At 42.8% G+C, this 21,185-nt stretch carries 16 protein-coding genes; 11 read left to right on the forward strand and 5 right to left on the reverse strand.

The window, feature by feature from the left end; translation table 11 throughout:
• Positions 1-256: 256 nt before the first annotated feature.
• The 4 genes from pflA to ycaO form a co-directional block, all read right to left on the reverse strand.
• Positions 257-997 carry a pyruvate formate lyase 1-activating protein gene (pflA, locus tag Xedl_RS02670; protein WP_074022508.1) on the reverse strand — a complete coding sequence of 247 codons (741 nt, stop codon included), beginning with the start codon at positions 995-997 and terminating at the stop codon, positions 257-259.
• A gap of 149 nt (positions 998-1,146) precedes the next feature.
• Complete coding sequence (gene pflB, locus Xedl_RS02675; RefSeq protein ID WP_074022509.1) at positions 1,147-3,429, reverse strand: formate C-acetyltransferase; 2,283 nt, start codon at positions 3,427-3,429, stop codon at positions 1,147-1,149.
• Between the two features lie 54 nt (positions 3,430-3,483).
• Complete coding sequence (gene focA / locus Xedl_RS02680) at positions 3,484-4,341, reverse strand: formate transporter FocA (protein ID WP_074022510.1); 858 nt, start codon at positions 4,339-4,341, stop codon at positions 3,484-3,486.
• Between the two features lie 324 nt (positions 4,342-4,665).
• Positions 4,666-6,429, reverse strand: a complete 1,764-nt coding sequence (ycaO, locus tag Xedl_RS02685; RefSeq protein ID WP_074022511.1) for a 30S ribosomal protein S12 methylthiotransferase accessory factor YcaO — start codon at positions 6,427-6,429, stop codon at positions 4,666-4,668.
• Positions 6,430-6,575: 146 nt separating this feature from the next.
• Between ycaO and ansB the strand changes: the two genes are divergently transcribed.
• The 11 genes from ansB to kdsB all read left to right on the forward strand — a co-directional run bounded on the left by ansB (position 6,576) and on the right by kdsB (position 20,108).
• On the forward strand, positions 6,576-7,619 hold the full coding sequence (gene ansB, locus Xedl_RS02690; RefSeq protein WP_074022512.1) for an L-asparaginase 2: 1,044 nt from the start codon (positions 6,576-6,578) through the stop codon (positions 7,617-7,619).
• A gap of 508 nt (positions 7,620-8,127) precedes the next feature.
• Complete coding sequence (gene serC, locus Xedl_RS02695; RefSeq protein WP_074022513.1) at positions 8,128-9,216, forward strand: 3-phosphoserine/phosphohydroxythreonine transaminase; 1,089 nt, start codon at positions 8,128-8,130, stop codon at positions 9,214-9,216.
• A gap of 92 nt (positions 9,217-9,308) precedes the next feature.
• On the forward strand, positions 9,309-10,595 hold the full coding sequence (aroA, locus tag Xedl_RS02700) for a 3-phosphoshikimate 1-carboxyvinyltransferase (protein ID WP_074022514.1): 1,287 nt from the start codon (positions 9,309-9,311) through the stop codon (positions 10,593-10,595).
• A 171-nt stretch (positions 10,596-10,766) separates the two neighbouring features.
• The gene (gene cmk, locus Xedl_RS02705) at positions 10,767-11,453 is read left to right on the forward strand and encodes a (d)CMP kinase (protein ID WP_074022515.1); all 687 of its coding nucleotides are present in this window, start codon (positions 10,767-10,769) and stop codon (positions 11,451-11,453) included.
• Positions 11,454-11,646: 193 nt separating this feature from the next.
• The gene (gene rpsA / locus Xedl_RS02710) at positions 11,647-13,320 is read left to right on the forward strand and encodes a 30S ribosomal protein S1 (protein WP_074022516.1); all 1,674 of its coding nucleotides are present in this window, start codon (positions 11,647-11,649) and stop codon (positions 13,318-13,320) included.
• 74 nt (positions 13,321-13,394) lie between these two features.
• Positions 13,395-13,685 (forward strand): integration host factor subunit beta, encoded by a 291-nt coding sequence (gene ihfB / locus Xedl_RS02715; protein WP_045969974.1) that lies wholly within the window; start codon positions 13,395-13,397, stop codon positions 13,683-13,685.
• 291 nt (positions 13,686-13,976) lie between these two features.
• Positions 13,977-16,271 (forward strand): ComEC family protein, encoded by a 2,295-nt coding sequence (locus Xedl_RS02720; RefSeq protein WP_244149656.1) that lies wholly within the window; start codon positions 13,977-13,979, stop codon positions 16,269-16,271.
• A gap of 35 nt (positions 16,272-16,306) precedes the next feature.
• A complete protein-coding gene (msbA, locus tag Xedl_RS02725) occupies positions 16,307-18,055 on the forward strand; it encodes a lipid A ABC transporter ATP-binding protein/permease MsbA (RefSeq protein WP_074022518.1) in 1,749 nt (582 codons plus the stop codon).
• Positions 18,052-19,047 (forward strand): tetraacyldisaccharide 4'-kinase, encoded by a 996-nt coding sequence (gene lpxK, locus Xedl_RS02730; protein ID WP_074022519.1) that lies wholly within the window; start codon positions 18,052-18,054, stop codon positions 19,045-19,047. The genes msbA and lpxK overlap by 4 nt, the downstream gene beginning before the upstream one ends.
• Positions 19,048-19,175: 128 nt before the next feature.
• The gene (locus tag Xedl_RS02735) at positions 19,176-19,355 is read left to right on the forward strand and encodes a Trm112 family protein (RefSeq protein WP_074022587.1); all 180 of its coding nucleotides are present in this window, start codon (positions 19,176-19,178) and stop codon (positions 19,353-19,355) included.
• Between the two features lie 3 nt (positions 19,356-19,358).
• Complete coding sequence (gene kdsB / locus Xedl_RS02740) at positions 19,359-20,108, forward strand: 3-deoxy-manno-octulosonate cytidylyltransferase (RefSeq protein ID WP_074022520.1); 750 nt, start codon at positions 19,359-19,361, stop codon at positions 20,106-20,108.
• 88 nt (positions 20,109-20,196) lie between these two features.
• Here kdsB and elyC read toward each other — a convergent pair whose 3' ends face one another.
• Positions 20,197-21,051, reverse strand: a complete 855-nt coding sequence (gene elyC / locus Xedl_RS02745; protein ID WP_074022521.1) for an envelope biogenesis factor ElyC — start codon at positions 21,049-21,051, stop codon at positions 20,197-20,199.
• Positions 21,052-21,185 lie beyond the last annotated feature (134 nt).

Genomic DNA, 21,185 nt, shown 5'->3' on the forward strand with positions numbered 1-21,185 from the left:
GTTTTATCACCTGGACTCAGGAAACCATGGAATATGAGATCAATACATTATTAGCTGGTTATGGTGACCAATTTGCAATTAATTTCTCTTGAGGACTTATGATCAAAATTTGCAACAATTAATAGAGGGGACAAATGATTTGTTACTGGCTCTTAATATTTAGGATAAGTAAATATATTAAAACAAAATCAATGCGATCATGTTTATCTGTTAGGCGTTATGCTAAATAGTTTATGACGGAATGGCAGGCATAAATCTAATAGATCACACGATGGCCATAGCCACTTAAAATTTCTTTTACTTTCTCCATTGTCTCTTTTGATGGGGGCTTAATACCTTCCAGTTTATATTCCTCCCCCATAGTAATCCATTTATGTTTACCGAGTTCGTGATAAGGTAATAGCTCTATTTTTTCAATATTTTTCATGTCCTTGGTAAATTCACCAAGTAAATGAACTGATTGATCGTCATCCGACCAACCGGGAACAACAACATAACGAACCCAGGTTTTTTGATTGCGTTTTGCCAGATAACGGGCAAATTCGAGAGTCCGATGATTGGACACGCCAATTAATTTTTGGTGAATATCATCATTAAGCTGTTTTAAATCCAGCATAACCAAATCAGTTGCATCCAATAGTTCATCGATCACCGGATCATAACGGCGAACAAAACCATTCGTATCGAGACAGGTATGAATGCCTTCTTCATGGCAAGCCCTGAACCAGTCACGAACAAATTCGGCCTGAAGAATTGCTTCACCACCGGAAGCCGTGACTCCACCACCGGAAGCATTCATAAAGTGGCGATAGGTTGTTGCTTCTTTTATTAATTCTTCGACTGTTACCGTTTTTCCGCCGTGGGTATCCCAGGTATCGCGGTTATGGCAATAGAGGCAGCGCATAAGGCAACCTTGGAAAAACGCGATAAAGCGGATACCAGGACCATCTACGGTTCCGCAAGATTCAAAAGAGTGGATACGGCCAAGTACGGACATGAAAGGATTTCTCCAAAACTAGCAAGTTAATAAAGGCTCCAAGGATTAAGGAGCCTTTATTGTATGTTTTTTCAATAGAAATAATGACATTTTACGTTGATACGATTCTTATTGACTCTATTTCAAGTAATGACACTCTATTTTAATAATTACATGGTTTGAGTAAATGTACGGGTGATAACGTCCCGTTGCTGTTCTTTAGTCAAAGAATTAAACCGCACAGCATAACCAGATACGCGAATAGTCAATTGTGGGTATTTCTCAGGATTTTCCATGGCATCCAACAGCATTTCGCGGTTCATCACGTTAATGTTCAGATGCTGACCTCCCTCAATATCTGCTTCGTGATGGAAATAACCGTCCATCAGGCCGGCCAGATTTGCTTTACGCACTTCATCATCTTTACCCAGTGCATTAGGTACAATAGAAAATGTGTATGAAATACCATCTTTGGCATAGGCAAACGGCAGTTTAGCGACCGAAGTCAATGAAGCAACTGCACCTTTTTGATCACGTCCGTGCATTGGGTTAGCACCTGGTCCGAATGGTGCGCCAGCACGACGTCCATCAGGTGTATTACCGGTTTTCTTACCATAAACCACGTTTGAAGTAATGGTCAGTACCGATTGGGTTGGAACTGCATTGCGATATGTTTGCAGTTTCTGGATTTTCTTCATGAAGCGTTCAACCAGATCACAAGCGATATCATCGACACGTGGATCGTTGTTACCGAATTGGGGGTATTCACCTTCAATGTTGAAATCAATTGCCAAGCCATCTTCATCACGGATTGGGGAAACTTTCGCGTATTTAATGGCAGACAATGAGTCAGCGGCAACGGATAGACCTGCAATACCACATGCCATAGTACGGTACACATCACGATCGTGCAGTGCCATTAATGAAGCTTCATAGCTGTATTTGTCATGCATATAGTGGATGATATTCAGGGCCGTGACATACTGTTTTGCCAGCCAATCCATGAAGTGATCCATTCGCTCCATAACTTTATCATAATCCAGCACAGCGTCCTTCATTGGCTCTTCTTTCGGGCCAACCTGCATTTTCATTTTTTCATCCACACCACCGTTGATGGCATACAACATGGTTTTTGCAAGGTTTGCACGGGCACCGAAGAACTGCATTTGTTTACCAACAATCATTGGGCTGACGCAGCATGCGATAGCGTAATCATCGCTGTTGAAGTCGGGGCGCATCAGGTCATCATTTTCATATTGCAGGGATGAGGTATCGATAGAGACTTTTGCGGCAAACTTTTTAAAGTTAATAGGCAGTTTTTCAGACCATAGGATGGTCATGTTAGGTTCTGGAGATGGTCCCATGGTATATAGCGTATGCAGGAAACGGAAACTGTTTTTGGTTACAAGGGTGCGTCCATCTAAACCCATACCAGCCAGTGATTCGGTTGCCCAAATTGGGTCGCCAGAAAACAGCTCATCATACTCTGGAGTACGCAGGAAACGCACCATGCGCAGTTTCATGACCAAATGGTCGATCAGCTCTTGAGCTTGTTGTTCAGTTAATTTACCTACCTGAATATCACGTTCGATGTAGATATCCAGAAAGGTTGAAACACGGCCAAAGGACATTGCAGCCCCGTTTTGCGATTTAACGGCTGCCAGATAGGCAAAATAAGTCCATTGTACGGCTTCTTTGGCATTGGTAGCAGGATTGGAAATATCATAGCCATGTTTAGCGGCCATCTCTTTGATTTGACCAAGAGCACGATGCTGTTCGACGAGCTCTTCGCGCAGACGAATGGTCGCTTCTAAATCTTCACCATTTTCCAATTTTTCCTGTAGGGAAGTGAATTGGGCAAATTTTTCATCACGCAGGAAGTCGATACCGTACAACGCAACGCGACGGTAATCACCGATAATGCGACCACGGCCATAGGCGTCAGGCAAGCCAGTCAGTACACCAGATTTACGGCATTTCAGGATATCGGGGGTGTAAACATCAAATACACCCTGATTATGTGTCTTACGATATTCAGTGAAAATTTGTTTCAGTTTTGGATCCAGATCGCGATGGTAAGCTTTACAGGAACCTTCAACCATTTTAATGCCACCAAATGGAATAATGGCACGTTTCAGAGGTGCTTCGGTTTGCAGGCCAACGATTTGTTCCAGATCTTTTTCAATATAACCCGCATCATGAGAGGTAATTGTAGACGCAATGTCAGTATCAAAATCTATCGGTGCATGGGTACGGTTTTCGATTTTGATACCTTCCATGACTTTTTCCCACAAAATATTTGTTGCTTCTGTGGCGCCCGCGAGGAATGATTCATCACCTTCATACGGGGTATAGTTTTTCTGGATGAAATCACGGACGTTGACTTCATTTTGCCAGCTACCCTCGTTAAAGCCTTGCCATGCTATGGAGAATTTTTCGTTTAACTCGGACATGATACTTCTACCTTTTAACAGTGGAACTTTTAAGAAATCTGATGCAGAGGCGAATTAATGATTTTTGCCGCCACGTAAATAAATCAACCAATAAGCCAACCCAACTAATACCGCACCACCAATGATGTTACCTATCGTGACAGGGATCAGGTTATCGGTAATAAAGCTTGAAACATTAAGCTGAGGAAATTGTTCAGGGGTTGTTCCTACTTTTAGCCAAAATTCATCGGGTGCAAAGTTTTTGATAATGATCCCAAACGGAATTAAAAACATGTTAGCGATACTGTGTTCAAAACCGCTGGCGACAAACATGCCAATTGGCAGGATCAGTGCGAATAATTTATCGATCAGACTGCGTCCGGCATAGCTCATCCAGACAGCAAGACATACCATCAGATTAGCTAAAATACCCAGGCATACCGCTTCGATAAAAGAATGGTGCATTTTATGATCTGCTGTCTGTAATACATTCAGTCCCCAAATCCCATTGGCGACGGCATATTGGCCGGAGTACCAAACCAAGGCCACGAAAAACAGGGCACCCATCAGATTACCGATATACACGTTAATCCAGTTTTTGATCATTTGAGACCAGGTAATACGCCCCGTCGCTTTTGAAATGATTGTCAACACCGTGGAAGTGAAGAGATCGACGCCACATATAACCACCAGCATCAAGCCAAGGGAAAAACAGATCCCGCCAGTTAATTTAGCCAATCCATAAGGAATGGAAGAGGTTCCTGTTGTTGCCGTAATATAAAAAACAAAAGCAATGGAAATAAATACACCTGCCATGATTGCCGATAAATAAGTCACTGTAGGATGTTTATTGACTTTATATACACCAATGTCATCAGCGAGTTGTGCCATTACAGCAGGTGAAAATAAATTGAAAGGGCTGTCAGTTTTCATCCTAACACTCTCTTTATCCTTAATTAATCATAGCACGCATTGATAGTAACAAACGGGGATTGACCTGAATTTGATATGGATCATATTAGACCGAAAGTTTAATGAGGTATGGCAGTCTAAATGTGGTGATGTGAGATTAATGATATGATTTATAAAGAAAAATATTTTTTAAAAATTATAAAAAATTTTTATATAAGCAATTTTGGCCTTTTAATTCTTAAAAGTAAAACAACAGGTTAAATTGTCATTTATTTGTTATTGAAAAATAAATTTAATTTAACCTGTGATTTGCTTTTTACGATGAATAAACGTTAATGCAACAGTTTATTTATTGATCCAAAACTCACGCTTAGCTTTTTGCAGTTTCTCATAAGCATTTAATAATGCTTGATGGGCAGGCAGTGCTTTTAATTCTGAATCAATAGGCCATAGACCACAGAAGCAGTTTTCTCCGGCAATGGCTGAGGAAGCAGCATCAACCGTGTCTTGGCCGTACATTTTTACAAATGCCGGATAATATTGCTCTGGTTGGCGATCTTCTTCTTGGGTTAACAATAGCAGCGTGTGCAGGCAACGATAATAGTTAGCTCGTTCAGCGGTGAAAACAGAAGCATTAAAATCCTGTGTCCATTCAACCCAAATCAGTGCTTGTTCCAAATCCTTGCCGGCTAGTGCCAGCATGGATTTCAATTCACCGATACGCAGGTTACTCCAGCCGTTATCTTTACCTGCCGCAATTCCTAACAACTCACGGACACGAGTGAAGTCATCCAAACCTTCATCATCCAATTGTTCAAGGAAAGCCAGGTATTCTTCTGGCTGCCATTGACTCTCCGGCAATGCCAGAATGGTGTCACGCAGATGCGTTCCCATGGTGTTATTGGCAATGTGCAAATCTTCGACCGGATAAATATCTGACATGCCGGGAACCAGAATGCGGCAAGCGTAAACGCCAAGATGCTCATAATCAGCAACATAAACTTCAGCATCCAGTTTATTGAAAATCCCCATTAGGGTGGTGAACTCTTCTTCTGTGGTCCCGCTGAAATTCCAGTCAACAAACTCATAATCAGCATCCTGCTTGAATAGATCCCAACTGATTGCACCACTTGAATCAATGAAATGTGTTTCCAGGTTGGTATGCTCAGAAACTTCTTCATCATCAAAACTTGGTGGAGTAAAAACGTCCAGATCTTTCAGACTACGGCCTTGCAGCAGCTCTGTGACTGTACGCTCCAGTGCAACACCAAAATCAGGATGAGCACCAAAAGAAGCAAAGCAAGTACCATTATTAGGATTGAACAGGACGACACAAATGACCGGAAATTGCCCACCCAGTGAAGCGTCGTAACAATAGATCGGGAAGCCTTCTTCCTGCAATTTATTGACTGACTCAACGACGCTTGGATAGCGGTTCATAATATCTTGTGGAATTTCCGGCAAGCTAATGCATTCTGCGATAATGCGATTTTTCACATAGCGCTCGAATACTTCAGATAATCCCTGAACACGCGCTTCGTTCATGGTGTTGCCGGCTGACATGCCGTTTGAAACATACAGATTTCCGATAATATTCATCGGAATATAAATCGTTTGATTATCTGACTGACGAGTAAATGGCAGGGCGCAGATCCCCCGCTCTTCATGACCAGATTGCAGATCCACTAACTGGCTGGCACAGAGCGCGTTATCTGGATTGTAAAAACGATGCAGACGTTCGTCTAAGATCCCTTCTGGCAGAGAGTCATCTTCTGGTAACGGGAACCATTTTTCATTTGGGTAATGAACAAACTCACTATTAGCAACGGTATCACCCAGATAAAAATCAGCAAAGAAATAGTTTGTCGATAGACGCTCAAAATATTCCCCCAACGCAGAGGCCAATGCCGCTTTCTTACTGGCCCCCTTGCCATTGGTAAAGCACAGTGGGCAGTCGCGATCGCGGATATGTACTGACCAAACATTCGGAACAGGATTCAGCCATGAGGCTTCTTCAATATTAAAACCAAGGGACTTCAGTTTGTGCTGAAAGCGGTTAATGGAGTCCTCTAACGCGGCGTCTTTGCCTGGGATATAGGTTTGCGTCATCGTGATTCACTTCAATTTATGTTAAAGGCACATATCATACGGCGTTTTTTTTGTCCGCTCTATCAGTTCGCAAAAATTATTGTTAATTAGAGTTTATTTATTCTTGGTTTACATAATAAAATAGCTTTTTTACAAGAGGTTGAATAATGAAAAAGACTAAAATAACAGCAATAGCCGGTTTTCTGGCTTTAGTTAGCGGTTCTGCTTTCGCTTTGCCAAATATTACTGTTTTGGCAACAGGGGGCACAATTGCTGGGGGTGGTGAATCGGCAACTCAATCTAGCTATACCGCAGGTAAAGTAGGTATTGATTCGCTACTGAATGCTGTACCCGCAATTAAAAACCTGGCTGATTTGAAAGGCGAGCAGGTTGTTAGCATTGGTTCTCAGGATATGAATGACCAGGTATGGCTGACTCTGGCGAAAAAAATCAATGCAGATTGTGACAAAACCGATGGTTTCGTCATCACTCATGGCACTGATACTATGGAAGAAACGGCTTATTTCCTGGATCTGACTACGCAATGCCAGAAGCCTATCGTGATGGTTGGTGCGATGCGTCCATCTACTGCGTTGGGTGCTGATGGCCCATTGAATCTGTACAATGCGGTTGTGGTTGCTGCTGATAAAAACTCAGCAAACCGTGGTGTGCTGCTGGCGATGAATGACTCCGTGATTCATGGTCGCGATATCAGTAAACTGAGCACAACTGAAGTTCAGGCGTTTCAGGCTGTGAATGCGGGTGCACAGGGCTTCGTTCACGATGGTAAAGTGCACTACTATTCTGCGGCACCAGTAAAAGCGAACAAAGCCGCTTTTGATGTGAGCAAGCTGGATAAATTACCAAAAGTAGGTATCGTTTATAACTACTCCAACGCTTCTGATCTGCCAGCAAAAGCATTCGTTGAAAACGGTTATCAGGGCATTGTCAGTGCAGGTGTCGGTAACGGTAACATCTATAAATCCATTTTTGACACACTGACTAAAGCAGCTAAAGATGGCGTTGTTGTGGTTCGCTCCAGCCGTATTCCTTTTGGTTATACAACTCAGAATGCGGAAGTTAACGACAGCAAATATGGCTTTGTGGCTTCAGAGCGTTTGAACCCACAGAAAGCGCGTGTGCTTCTGCAATTGGCTTTGACGCAATCTTCTGATGCAGAAAAAATTCAGGGAATGTTTAATAAATATTAATTTCCGATTGAAGTATAAAAAGGCGCGTTTGATGCGCCTTTTTATATTTAATTTCTCCGAAAAAAGGGGAATTATAGACCAACATCTACGGATTGAATACGTGACCGGTTTTTTTATTGTTTCGAGAAAAGGGTATATTTGAAAATCTTGGTTGATTTTGTCAAGGATTGATTTAAATAAGTAGTGTGGTTTTGATGCAATAAGTTGTTTTTTTTAATTTTATGATTTAAATATTTTCGCTAAGGGGGTGTTTTATTATTCATGTTCTAAGTTTGTTTTATTTTTAGTATTAAGTAAGGACGATATTATCCAGGTTTTATTTTTTGGTTTTTTGTTATTTGGATTATAGTTTATTGCGTTATTTGTAATAAGGTGATCTATCAGGTGGTTATGCTGTAGTTGACAATTGTAGTTTACGATAAATGTTTAATAATTATTGCAGCGGCAAGGCGGGAGTGATAAAACCAAAGCGTCCGATTTTATTGTATCCATTAATAGGGTGAAGTTAATGAGTCAGGTATATAATTTCAGCGCTGGCCCTGCTATGTTGCCAGCAGAGGTATTACGACGTGCAGAGCAGGAACTTTGCAACTGGCACGGTTTGGGAACATCAGTGATGGAAATCAGCCACCGCAGCAAAGAATTTATGGCTGTGGCGGCCGAAGCAGAAAAAGATCTCCGAGATTTATTAACAATACCTGGGAATTACAAGGTGCTGTTTTGTCACGGCGGAGCGCGTGGGCAATTTTCGGCGTTACCACAGAATTTATTAGGTGGCAAAACGACCGCAGATTATATCGTGAGTGGCTATTGGTCTGAATGTGCCGCGAAAGAAGCAGCAAAATATTGCACGCCAAATGTTATTGATATCAGGGCAGAAAAAGACGGCATTAAAAGTGTGAAGCCAATGAGTGAATGGAACTTGAGCAGTGATGCGGCCTATGTCCATTATTGTCCTAATGAAACCATTGAAGGCATTGCCATTTTTGAAGAGCCTGATTTCGGTGATGATAAAATTGTCATTGCCGATTATTCCTCAACCATTCTTTCTGCCTCCATTGATGTTAGTCGTTATGGTGTCATTTATGCAGGGGCACAAAAAAATATTGGGCCTGCTGGGATTACCGTCATTATCATCCGTGAAGATCTTTTGGGTAAAGCACATCAACATACACCATCTATTCTGGATTATACTGTGCAGGTGCAATACGACTCCATGTATAACACCCCACCGACATTTGCATGGTATCTGTCTGGCATGGTATTCAAATGGTTGAAAGGGCAGGGAGGACTACAAGAAATCAGTAAACGTAATCATGCTAAAGCTGAACTTCTCTATCATGCCGTTGATAGCAGTCAGTTGTATATCAACCGTGTTGCCCCTCAAAACCGCTCTATCATGAATGTCCCCTTCCAACTGGCAAACCCAGCATTAGATAGTCAGTTTTTGGAAGAAGCTTATGCACACGGGTTACATGCATTGAAAGGGCATAAAGTTGCGGGTGGCGCTCGTGCTTCTATCTATAACGCCATGCCTTATGAAGGAGTAAAAGCCTTGGTTGAGTTTATGGCTGATTTTGAACGCCGCAACGCATAACTTTTTACATAGGGAGGGGTAAAATCCTCCCTATCTCAAAATCCTCGATTTATCCTGACAACTAAAATCATATCTGGAGATCCTTCTCTATTATGCAATCCCTGATGTTACAACCTATTTCCCATATTAATGGAACAATTAATTTGCCTGGCTCTAAAAGCGTTTCTAACCGTGCTTTGTTACTTGCTGCTTGTGCTAAGGGGACAACACGGTTAACCAATTTATTGGATAGCGATGATATCCGTTACATGCTGAATGCGCTGACTTCACTGGGTATTTCCTGTCGTTTATCTGCCGATCGTACTGTTTGTGAAGTTGATGGCATCGGAGGATGCATTACGGGTAAAAATGGATTTGAATTGTTCCTGGGGAATGCAGGTACAGCGATGAGACCATTAGCTGCAGTGCTGTGCTTAGGTGACAACAGCTTGGTATTGACCGGTGAACCTCGTATGAAAGAGCGTCCGATTGGTCACTTGGTTGATGCATTGCGTCAAGGAGGAGCAGAAATTGATTATCTTGAACAGGAAAATTATCCACCTTTACATATCAAAGGGGGATTTTTAGGCGGAAAAGTTACCGTTGATGGTAGTGTTTCCAGCCAGTTCCTGACCGCTTTGTTGATGGCTGCTCCATTGGCAAAAAACGACACGGAAATTCGTATACAAGGTGATTTGGTTTCTAAACCTTATATTGATATTACATTGGCACTGATGAAAAGTTTTGGTGTCACGGTAGACAATGAACAATACCAGGTTTTTCACATTCAAGGCCAACAGCAATATTTGTCTCCGGGGCAGTATCTGGTCGAAGGCGATGCTTCATCGGCATCTTATTTTTTGGCAGCGGCGGCAATTAAAGGTGGCACCGTTCGTGTCACGGGCATTGGCAGAAATAGTCTGCAAGGAGATACCAAATTTGCCAATGTGTTGGAACAGATGGGGGCAACTATTCGTTGGGGGGATGATTTTGTTGAATGTGAACGCGGTACATTGACAGGCATTGATATGGATATGAATGCCATACCTGATGCGGCAATGACAATTGCAACCACTGCATTGTTTGCACAGGGAGAAACTGTTATTCGCAATATCTACAATTGGCGAGTAAAAGAAACTGATCGGCTAAATGCAATGGCAACTGAATTAAGGAAAATAGGTGCCGAAGTGGAAGAGGGTGATGATTATATTCGAATTTCTCCGCCAGAAAAGCTCAATCATGCTGAAATTGAAACCTATAATGATCACCGAATTGCGATGTGTTTCTCATTGGTGGCTCTGTCGGAGACTCCTGTCACCATCCTTGATCCAGGCTGTACCGCAAAGACATTCCCAGATTATTTCAACCAGCTTGAAAAGCTCAGTCAGTACGCTAAATAGATGGAGAAGCAAAAGTAGGTAGGGATAGAAATAAATGGGCCTTGCCTGTTTCTCTCATTTGCTGAGCGCGTATAATAAGACAGGTTTTTATTGCTTGCTAATTAAGCAATTTTTTGCATTCGGTAAATGACCTGTCTGTTATACGAATGTTATGCGAAAAGGAGGATAATGATGGCGGCGATAGCTCCAGTAATAACCGTTGATGGGCCAAGTGGTGCTGGCAAGGGAACACTATGTCAGGCATTGGCGGAAGCGTTAGATTGGCAATTGCTTGATTCAGGTGCCATTTATCGTGTATTGGCACTGGCTGCCATCCATCATCAGGTGGATATCCAGTCTGAAGACGCACTGGTTCCTCTGGCAGCAAACCTGGATGTTCGTTTTGTGCCTGCAAGTGGCAAACTCCGGGTTATTCTGGAAGGCGAAGATGTCAGCAACGAAATTCGTACTGAAACCGTTGGAAATACAGCTTCACAGGCGGCGACGTTCCCACGTGTCCGTGAAGCACTCTTACGTCGGCAGAGAGCTTTCCGCATTGCCCCTGGGCTGATAGCCGATGGCCGTGATATGGGAACAGTCGTATTTCCCGACGCGCCAGTGAAAATATTTCTTGATGCAAGTGCGGAAGAACGCGCCCGCAGACGTATGTTGCAGTTGCAGGAGAGGGGTTTTAGTGTTAACTTTGAAAATCTTTTGTCCGAGATACAAGAGCGGGACTTCCGTGATCGCAATCGGGCCGTTGCGCCTTTAGTGCCTGCACAAGATGCATTGATCTTGGATTCGACCAGCATGTCTATCGAAGAAGTGATTGATAAAGCACTGGCTTATGTGAGAAATGCGCTGGAAATACCCGCATAATCGTTCATTTTCTCAAATACACTCTTGCAGTAGTGTATCGAGAAGATGTATATAGAATTCTGGTGTATTGGTAGTGAAATATTCTGGTACACTAAAACACCTTGTAACAGGGAAAAGTTGCGAGGTATGTAAAACAACCCCATTCGGCTGGAAGCTAAATGGACGTTAATTAAAAATCTTGAAGATCATAAACATGACAGAATCTTTTGCTCAACTCTTTGAAGAATCCCTACAGGCTATCGAAACTCGTCCAGGCGCCATCGTTCGTGGTGTTGTCGTTGCTATCGATAAAGACATTGTATTGGTTGACGCAGGCCTGAAATCAGAATCTGCAATTCCTGTAGAACAATTCAAAAATGCTCAAGGTGAGCTGGAAATCCAAGTTGGCGATGAAATCGACGTAGCTTTGGATGCGGTAGAAGATGGTTTCGGTGAAACTATCCTGTCTCGTGAGAAAGCTAAACGTCACGAAGCATGGCTGATGCTGGAAAAAGCATACGAAGAAGCTGAAACTGTCACTGGTATTATCAATGGCAAAGTAAAAGGTGGCTTCACTGTAGAACTGAACGGTATCCGTGCGTTCCTGCCAGGTTCACTGGTTGACGTTCGCCCAGTTCGTGACACTGCTCACCTTGAAGGCAAAGAGCTTGAGTTCAAAGTCATCAAGCTGGATCAGAAACGTAACAACGTAGTTGTTTCTCGTCGTGCAGTTATCGAATCTGAAAACAGCGCAGAACGCGATCAACTGTTGGAAAACCTGCAAGAAGGCATGGAAGTTAAAGGTATCGTTAAGAACCTGACTGACTACGGTGCATTCGTTGATCTGGGCGGCGTTGATGGCCTGCTGCACATTACTGATATGGCTTGGAAACGTGTTAAACACCCAAGCGAAATCGTCAATGTGGGCGATGAAATCACAGTTAAAGTACTGAAATTCGACCGTGAGCGTACTCGCGTATCTCTGGGTCTGAAACAACTGGGTGAAGATCCATGGGTAGCAATCGCTAAACGTTATCCAGAAAGTACTAAACTGACTGGTCGCGTAACTAACCTGACTGATTACGGCTGCTTCGTTGAAATCGAAGAAGGCGTTGAAGGTCTGGTACACGTTTCAGAAATGGATTGGACCAACAAGAACATCCACCCATCCAAAGTTGTTAACGTTGGTGACGTTGTGGAAGTTATGGTTCTGGATATCGATGAAGAACGTCGTCGTATCTCCCTGGGTCTGAAACAGTGCAAAGCTAACCCTTGGCAGCAATTTGCTGAAACGCACAACAAGAACGATCGTGTTGAAGGTAAAATTAAGTCTATCACTGACTTCGGTATCTTCATCGGTCTGGAAGGCGGCATTGATGGCTTGGTTCACCTGTCTGACATCTCCTGGAACGTTGCAGGTGAAGAAGCAGTTCGTGAATACAAGAAAGGCGACGAAATCGCTGCTGTCGTTCTGCAAGTAGATGCAGAGCGTGAGCGTATCTCTCTGGGCATCAAGCAACTGGCAGAAGATCCATTCAACAATTACCTGTCTGTAAACAAGAAAGGTGTAATTGTTACTGGTAAAGTCACTGCAGTTGACGCAAAAGGTGCTACAGTTGAATTAGCTGACGGTGTTGAAGGTTACCTGCGTGCATCAGAAGCTTCTCGTGACCGCGTTGAAGATGCAACTCAAGTTCTGAACGTTGGCGATGAAGTTGAAGCTAAATATGTTGGCGTTGATCGCAAAAACCGCGTAATCAACCTGTCTGTTCGTGCAAAAGACGAAGCTGATGAAAAAGACGCTATCGCTTCTGTGAACAAACAAGAAGATACAAACTTCGCTAACAACGCAATGGCTGAAGCTTTCAAAGCAGCTAAAGGCGAATAATCTAAGTCAATAACGGCGGGTAATATTCTCTATAAGGAGAATATTACCCGAATACGGTAGTTTAGGGAGGTACTATGACCAAGTCTGAATTAATCGAAAGACTTGCAGAGCAGCAATCTCACATGCCGGCCAAAGCCGTTGAAGATGCAGTGAAAGAAATGCTTGATCATATGGCAGAAACACTAGCCGCAGGTGAACGTATTGAAGTTCGCGGATTCGGCAGCTTTTCTCTTCACTACCGGGCTCCGCGTGTGGGCCGTAATCCAAAAACAGGTGATAAAGTGGAATTGGACGGTAAATACGTTCCTCACTTTAAACCCGGTAAAGAATTGCGTGACCGCGTGAATATCTATAGCGATAGCTAAGATATCAGTTATTACTTAATTAAACTAACGGCGCCCTAGGGTGCCGTTTTTTGTGTCTCCAATTTTTGTTTCTCTGGTTTTTGTGAGAATGGACATATTTTTTTGGATCGTTTCTTCTGTTTAAAAGTTAATTTGCGAAGCGACTCCACGGTAACATTTCTCTGACTGGCAGTAAGAGCTACTGTGTAATAATCTCTCTCGTGTGAATGGAATATCAGCACAGAGGCATAGTGGATGCAGCCTATCATATTTTCTTTTTTTACTTATTTTTTCACCATGTGGCGAAAACCGATGCCACTTATCAGTCTAAATTTGGCTGCATTAGTCATTGTATTGGGAATTTTTCCCTTATTATTCCTTGCAGAGCTGCCCCAACAAAAAATTATCCCCTATCTGGTTATCATTGCATTCTGCTTACTATTTTTTCCTTATAAAATCATACGACTAATATCATTAGGATTATGGGCGTTTATTTTAGGCTGTTGGCATGGTCATCAAATATTGGCGCAAGTCGCTTATTTCAGTGAAACTTCCCGCACCGCAATGGTTATGATCGATAGTGTATCGTTGGAAAATGACACGAAGGAGGATGACAAAAAGGCACGTTATCGTATTAAGCTGATTGAGAGTGACGGAAAATATATTATTCCTGCCTTATATGCGTCAGTGTTATGGAACTCTCAAGAGTTGCTATGTGCCGGTCAGAAATGGCAGGTGACAATGAAACTCAGGCCTGTTCATGCTCAATTAAATCATGGTAGTTTTGATAGCCAACGATATTCACTTTCTATTCGCCAACCATTGAGTGGAAAAATTATTGAAGCAAAACCACTCGATAAAAATTGTAACCTTCGACAAGATTTTATTAATAAATTATTACCAGAAATTCAGCCACTAAAACAGGCTGGTATTGCATTAGCACTCTCGTTTGGTGAAAGGGCGTGGTTGGATAAATCCACTCGCTTGCTATTACAGCAGACAGGAATTGCCCATCTGATGGCCATCTCAGGGCTGCATATTGCAATGGCCAGCTTATTTGGCTGGAGTTTTGCAAGAATGGCGCAATTTTTCTTTCCTGCAAAATGGATTGGGTTTCGCTTTCCATTGATCATGGGCTGGTTAACCGCAATGCTGTATGGATGGTTGTCTGGTTGGGGAATTCCAGCCGTTCGGGCAATATTGGGGCTAACCTTGTGGATTTATTTACGGTGTAAAAGCCGGCTTTGTTTTTCATGGCAATGGGCTTTATGGAGTGCCGCACTTATTTTATTTTTCGATCCTTTGGCAATACTTTCTGATAGTTTCTGGCTCTCATTTACTGCGGTGATGGCACTGTTATTTTGGTTTTATTGGATGCCGTTGCCAGAAAAAATGCGTCAGGGTTGGCAGTGGTTATGGTTGCGCGGACTGCATATGCAATTGGGCATGTTGTTAATGTTGTTGCCGTTGCAGCTTTTGTTATTTCAGAGCGTTAATATTGCATCATTGGTGGCTAATCTATGGGCTGTCCCGATTATCTCTTTTTTATCTGTTCCATTGGTTATGTTGGGGATAGTTTGTATCTTTCTTCCGGTTATCCAACCATTTTTATGGCAGCTTATTGATTACAGTATTTTATTAGCTTTAGCACCTCTACCTGTCTTGGCGCATTCATGGCTTGAAACAGGGCACTATCCTATTGTCACTACGCTAGCAGGCTGGTTTTTTGTTGTGATTTGGCGTTTAGGTTGGTGGAAATCTTATAAATGGCTATTGGGGATTTGCATTGGAATTATTGCGTGTTATTCCAAGCGTTCCAATAATAATGATTATCAATGGCGTTTTTCAATGCTGGATGTAGGGCATGGATTAGCTGTGGTGATTGATAAGGGAGGAAAAGCGATCGTTTTTGATACAGGCAATCGCTGGGAAACGGGCAGCATGGCGGAAAAAGTTATTGAACCTTATTTACGTTGGCATCGCTTAACACCAGAGCAAATAATCCTGAGTCATGATCATTTGGATCATACAGGAGGAGTGAAATATCTCATTGAAAAGTACCCTGATAGCCAAATTAGAAGCCCTTCCTTAACTCAGGCGCATTTACCTTGTGTCCGTGGTGAACAGTGGACATGGCAGGGATTAAATTTTGCCGTTCTCTGGCCACCAGAAAAGACAGTGATTGTTGGCAATAATCAATCTTGCGTGATCCGTATTGATGATGGTCAGCACAGTCTATTGTTAACGGGAGATTTGGAAAAGCAAGGTGAATACCGTTTATCGGAACTTGAGAAAAATCATATGAATACAACAATACTGCAAGTCCCTCATCATGGGAGTAATACCTCTTCTACCTCGGTATTTATACGCAAGGTGATGCCTCAATATGCGTTGACTTCAGTTGCGCGCTATAGCCCGTGGAGACTGCCTTCCGTGAAAGTGAAACAACGCTATAAAAATGCTGGGATCAAATGGCATAGTACAGCCGTTTCTGGTCAGATAACCGGCTATTTTTATCGTGATCACATTAAGTTAGAAGGTTATCGACAACAAATAATGTCACGGTGGTATCATCAGTGGTTTGGTATTCGTGGCGATCATGAGTAGAATGATTTGCTATTTCTTTTGGTTTTGGTAACTCAATAATGAATGATAAAGACCTTTCTACCTGGCAGACCTTTCGCCGATTGTGGCCGAACATCACTCCCTTTAAGGTCGGTTTGTTAGTTGCGGCGGTTGCGTTAGTTATTAATGCTGCCGGTGATACATTGATGCTTTCCTTGTTGAAGCCTTTGCTTGATGAGGGTTTTGGCAAGGCCGACATTAGCGTATTAAAGTGGATGCCACTGGTTGTTATCGGATTGATGTTGTTGCGTGGCATATCTGGTTTTGTATCAAGTTATTGTATCTCTTGGGTATCAGGCAAAGTGGTTATGCAGATGCGTCGTCGTCTGTTTAACCATATGATGGGAATGCCAGTCTCCTTCTTTGATCAGCAATCCACGGGAACTTTGCTTTCCCGTATTACATACGATTCAGAACAGGTTGCTTCCTCGTCCTCCGGCGCATTAGTGACGGTTGTCAGGGAAGGGGCATCGATTATTGGCCTGTTTATACTGATGTTCTATTACAGTTGGGAACTTTCCCTTATTTTGATTGTAATTGCACCGATAGTGGCGGGGGGTATTCGCCTTGTTTCTGTGCGCTTCCGTAATATCAGTAAAAATATGCAGAGCAGCATGGGGATGGTGACAACCAGTGCTGAACAGATGCTGAAAGGGCATAAAGAAGTTTTAATTTTTGGTGGTCAAAAAGTTGAAACTGAACGTTTCAACAAAGTCAGCAACCATATGCGCCAGCAGGGTATGAAGATGGTCTCTGCTGATTCCATTTCAGACCCGATTATCCAGCTTATTGCTTCTTTTGCACTGGCATTTATCCTGTATGCGGCCAGTTTCCCGGAAATTATGGGCGCCTTAACCGCAGGGAAAATCACGGTTGTGTTTTCATCTATGATTGCCCTGATGCGTCCGTTGAAGTCCCTGACTAACGTTAATGCCCAATTCCAACGGGGTATGGCTGCGTGCCAGACTTTATTTACTATCCTGGATATGGAGAAGGAAAAAGATGAGGGTAAACTGGAAATCAAAAAAGCAACAGGCAATATTGAGTTCCGTGAGATTACTTTCTGTTATCCAACTAAAGATCATCCGGCACTGAAAAATATTTCAATGACGATACCGGCGGGAAAAACGATTGCATTGGTTGGGCGTTCAGGATCAGGTAAATCGACAATTGCCAATCTCCTTACTCGTTTTTATGACGTAAATGAAGGAGAGATAGTCTTAGATGGTCATGATCTGCGTGAATATACGCTGGCTTCATTGCGTAACCAAATTGCGTTAGTGTCGCAAAATGTCCATCTATTCAATGATACAGTTGCCAATAACATTGCTTACGCCAGCGAAGGGCAATTTAGTCGTGAAGAGATAGAACGTGCGGCAGAAATGGCTTACGCAATGGATTTTATTAACAAGATGGATAATGGCCTTGATACCATGATTGGTGAAAATGGCGTTTTGCTCTCTGGGGGGCAGCGTCAGCGTATCGCGATTGCTCGTGCTTTATTGCGTGATTCTCCGATCTTAATTTTAGATGAAGCAACTTCTGCATTGGATACGGAATCTGAACGTGCAATTCAGGCTGCATTAGATGAATTGCAGAAAAACAGAACGTCATTGGTTATTGCTCACCGTCTTTCTACTATTGAAAATGCTGATGAAATTATCGTCATTGAAGATGGGAATATCATAGAAAGGGGTAACCATGCGACTCTGTTACAACATGATGGGGCATATGCACAATTACATAGGATGCAATTTGGCCAATGATTGAATGCATATGGTCAGGCCGTTCATGGCTTTACGTCATATTATTACCATTATCAGCCCTGTATGGGCTGGTAAGCAGCTTGCGTCGTTTAAGCTATAAACTGGGATTGCGTCGCTCCTGGAAAGCACCGGTGCCTGTTGTTGTTGTCGGTAATTTGACGGCAGGAGGAAATGGTAAAACTCCGGTTGTCATTTGGCTGGTTGAACAGTTGCAACAAAAAGGCTATCGGGTTGGCGTTGTTTCACGTGGTTATGGCGGCAAGTCGGAATATTACCCGCTACTCCTTACCGATGAAGTGACGACGGCACAAGCGGGAGATGAACCTGTTTTAATTCGTCGTCGTACTGGTGCGCCTGTTGCGGTGGCGCCAAAGCGAGCCGAAGCCATTCAGTCATTATTGGCATACGTTCCGGTGGATGTCATCATTACCGATGATGGCCTCCAGCATTATGCTTTGCAGCGAGATTATGAGATTGTAGTGATTGATGGCGTCCGTCGTTTTGGCAATGGTTGCTGGTTGCCTGCCGGCCCTATGCGAGAATTGGCAGGACGCTTAAATAGTGTCAATACCATCATTGTGAATGGTGGAATACCAGAAGCTGGTGAATTACTCATGACCCTCAAAGGCAATTTGGTAATTAATTTGCTGACTGGGGAAACACGAAAAGTCTCTGATATTCCCAATAGTATTGCGATGGCTGGAATTGGTCATCCTCCGCGTTTTTTTGCAACATTGCAGCAATTGGGGGCTAATTTACAGGAAACACACGCTTTTGCTGATCATCAGGCGTACGAAAAATCTCAATTATTGGCTCTGGCAAATAGTGATCAAAATTTATTGATGACAGAGAAAGATGCGGTTAAATGTTTCCAATTTGCGCAACCTAACTGGTGGTATTTACCTGTATACGCTGAATTTCCAGAGGAAAAAGGGCAGAAGGTATTGGATGATATCTGTACCTTACTTCCAGAATTAAATATCCGTCAATAACATTGGGCTATTCTCGCCATACTAAACAAAATAAGGGAAATTAAACAAAGTAACAAAGTTAACGGTGATACATGGCTTGTGGTATTCTGAGCCACATCAAATTTAAGACCCGTTACTTGGGGGGATATATGGATCACCGTTTACTCGAAATCATTGCTTGTCCGCTATGTCATGGCAAACTCAGTTATGATAAAGAAAACTTTGAACTGATTTGCAAGTTTGATCGTCTCGCTTTTCCCTTCCGTGATGGCATCCCTGTGTTGTTAGAAAATGAAGCACGTATCTTGCCTACAGAGGAAAATCAATAACCCATGTTTACCGTTATCATTCCGGCACGTTTTTCCTCAACCCGTTTACCTGGAAAACCATTGGCCGATATTCATGGTAAGCCAATGGTTGTGCGTGTGATGGAACGGGCTGTCCGTTCTGGTGCTAATCGGGTTATTGTAGCGACAGATAATCAAGCCGTTTTTGATGCAGTGACTGCCGCAGGCGGTGAGGCTTGCATGACACGCGAAAGTCACCATTCAGGCACAGAGCGTTTGGCTGAGGTTATTGATAAATACCAATTTGCTGATGATGAAATTATTGTGAATGTTCAGGGTGATGAACCTCTTATCCCAGAACAGATCATCAAGCAGGTGGCCGATAATTTGGCTGGCAGTGATGCCGGGATGGCAACGCTTGCTGTGCAGATCCAAGATGCGCAAGAGGCATTTAATCCTAATGCGGTCAAAGTTGTCATGGATTCGCAAGGTTATGCCCTCTATTTTTCTCGCGCGACTATCCCGTGGGAGCGTGATCGTTTTATGCAATCAACAGGGACTATTGGAGACCATTTTCTGCGCCATATTGGAATTTATGCGTATCGGGCAGGGTTTATTCGGCGCTATATTCAGTGGGAACCAAGTCCATTGGAAAGTATCGAAATGCTCGAACAATTAAGGGTGCTTTGGTACGGTGAAAAAATTCATGTTGCAAAAGCACTGCAAGCGCCTGGCGCAGGTGTTGATACACCGGAAGATCTGGAAGCCGTCAGAAAAGCTTTTACTACGTTTTGATTTTCTTACTCTGATATGACTATCAATCGGGTATGATTTAACAGAGAATGCGGTAACGTTAATACCACATTCTCTTTTTTTCTTCTCGTTACGTTTCACTTCCAATGCTGGTGTTATTTCTCATTAGCTTTTCTCTGAATATCCCCGCTGAGTTTTCAATGCTCATATCCTGACTGACAGGTTTAATAGCCTGCCAGATGCGCCCTAATGTCTCATACCAGGCACGCTCAGTGTGTGATAGATAATAGGAAGAAGGAAGATATTTTTCCCATGAATATAAAGGCGTTGTGACAGCCAACTGATTGGCAGGGCCTGCAATTGGATGCAGCTCTCGTTGTGCAAAAAACTTGAGAGATCTTTCCATATGATTGGCAGAAGTGACAAGTATGAAAGGTTGTTGCCCGACGATTTTTTCAACTTCAGCAGCTTCTTCTTCTGTATCCAAGGGGTTTTTTAGTGCGATGGTGTCTTCTACAGGGATTCCCAAAGATTGTGCTACCATAGCAGCAATTTCGGCACTACTAATGGCATTAACGCCTTTACCGCCAGTAAAAATCATTTTAGCGCCAGGATTGAGATGATATAACCGAATCCCCTCTGTCACTCTGGGCAAGCTATTATTGATAAGGTTGGCGCTGGGAGCCCATTGGGGGTTATAAGTAAAACCGCCTCCAAGAACCACAATATATTTTATGGGAGCTATAGGCGTTGTGTCTGGTTCATAGCGCTGAACATATTTTCCCTCGACAGGGAGTAAGAGTTTATCCGCGATAGGTTGTAAACTAAATAAAAGTAATGCCAACCAACTGAGTGATAAAATAGTTTTCCCTGTTTTTTGCCAGCGAGTGAACCAGAGTAATAGCAGGGCTGCAAAAGAGACGATAATAATTAACGGCAAAGGCATTAATAGTGAGCCGATATATTTTTTTAGCAGAAATAACATTGATTGGCCTTGGGTTGGTTAAATTACAATCGCGCAATGGCGAATTTAAGGCTAAAAGTAGTTAATTAAATGATTATTGTGCCAAAATAACAGTAGTAAAAATAGCAGTAGATAGCATAACTGCTCAATAGATA

This window comes from Xenorhabdus eapokensis (assembly GCF_001908105.1).

Coding starts and splice junctions, on each gene's coding strand:
- elyC (WP_074022521.1), bottom strand. CDS start 21,051: ATGTTATTTCTGCTAAAAAAATATATCGGCTCACTATTAATGCCTTTG.
- ansB (WP_074022512.1), top strand. CDS start 6,576: ATGAAAAAGACTAAAATAACAGCAATAGCCGGTTTTCTGGCTTTAGTT.
- kdsB (WP_074022520.1), top strand. CDS start 19,359: ATGTTTACCGTTATCATTCCGGCACGTTTTTCCTCAACCCGTTTACCT.
- lpxK (WP_074022519.1), top strand. CDS start 18,052: ATGATTGAATGCATATGGTCAGGCCGTTCATGGCTTTACGTCATATTA.
- pflB (WP_074022509.1), bottom strand. CDS start 3,429: ATGTCCGAGTTAAACGAAAAATTCTCCATAGCATGGCAAGGCTTTAAC.
- Xedl_RS02720 (WP_244149656.1), top strand. CDS start 13,977: ATGCCACTTATCAGTCTAAATTTGGCTGCATTAGTCATTGTATTGGGA.
- ycaO (WP_074022511.1), bottom strand. CDS start 6,429: ATGACGCAAACCTATATCCCAGGCAAAGACGCCGCGTTAGAGGACTCC.
- serC (WP_074022513.1), top strand. CDS start 8,128: ATGAGTCAGGTATATAATTTCAGCGCTGGCCCTGCTATGTTGCCAGCA.
- ihfB (WP_045969974.1), top strand. CDS start 13,395: ATGACCAAGTCTGAATTAATCGAAAGACTTGCAGAGCAGCAATCTCAC.
- Xedl_RS02735 (WP_074022587.1), top strand. CDS start 19,176: ATGGATCACCGTTTACTCGAAATCATTGCTTGTCCGCTATGTCATGGC.
- aroA (WP_074022514.1), top strand. CDS start 9,309: ATGCAATCCCTGATGTTACAACCTATTTCCCATATTAATGGAACAATT.
- rpsA (WP_074022516.1), top strand. CDS start 11,647: ATGACAGAATCTTTTGCTCAACTCTTTGAAGAATCCCTACAGGCTATC.
- pflA (WP_074022508.1), bottom strand. CDS start 997: ATGTCCGTACTTGGCCGTATCCACTCTTTTGAATCTTGCGGAACCGTA.
- cmk (WP_074022515.1), top strand. CDS start 10,767: ATGGCGGCGATAGCTCCAGTAATAACCGTTGATGGGCCAAGTGGTGCT.
- focA (WP_074022510.1), bottom strand. CDS start 4,341: ATGAAAACTGACAGCCCTTTCAATTTATTTTCACCTGCTGTAATGGCA.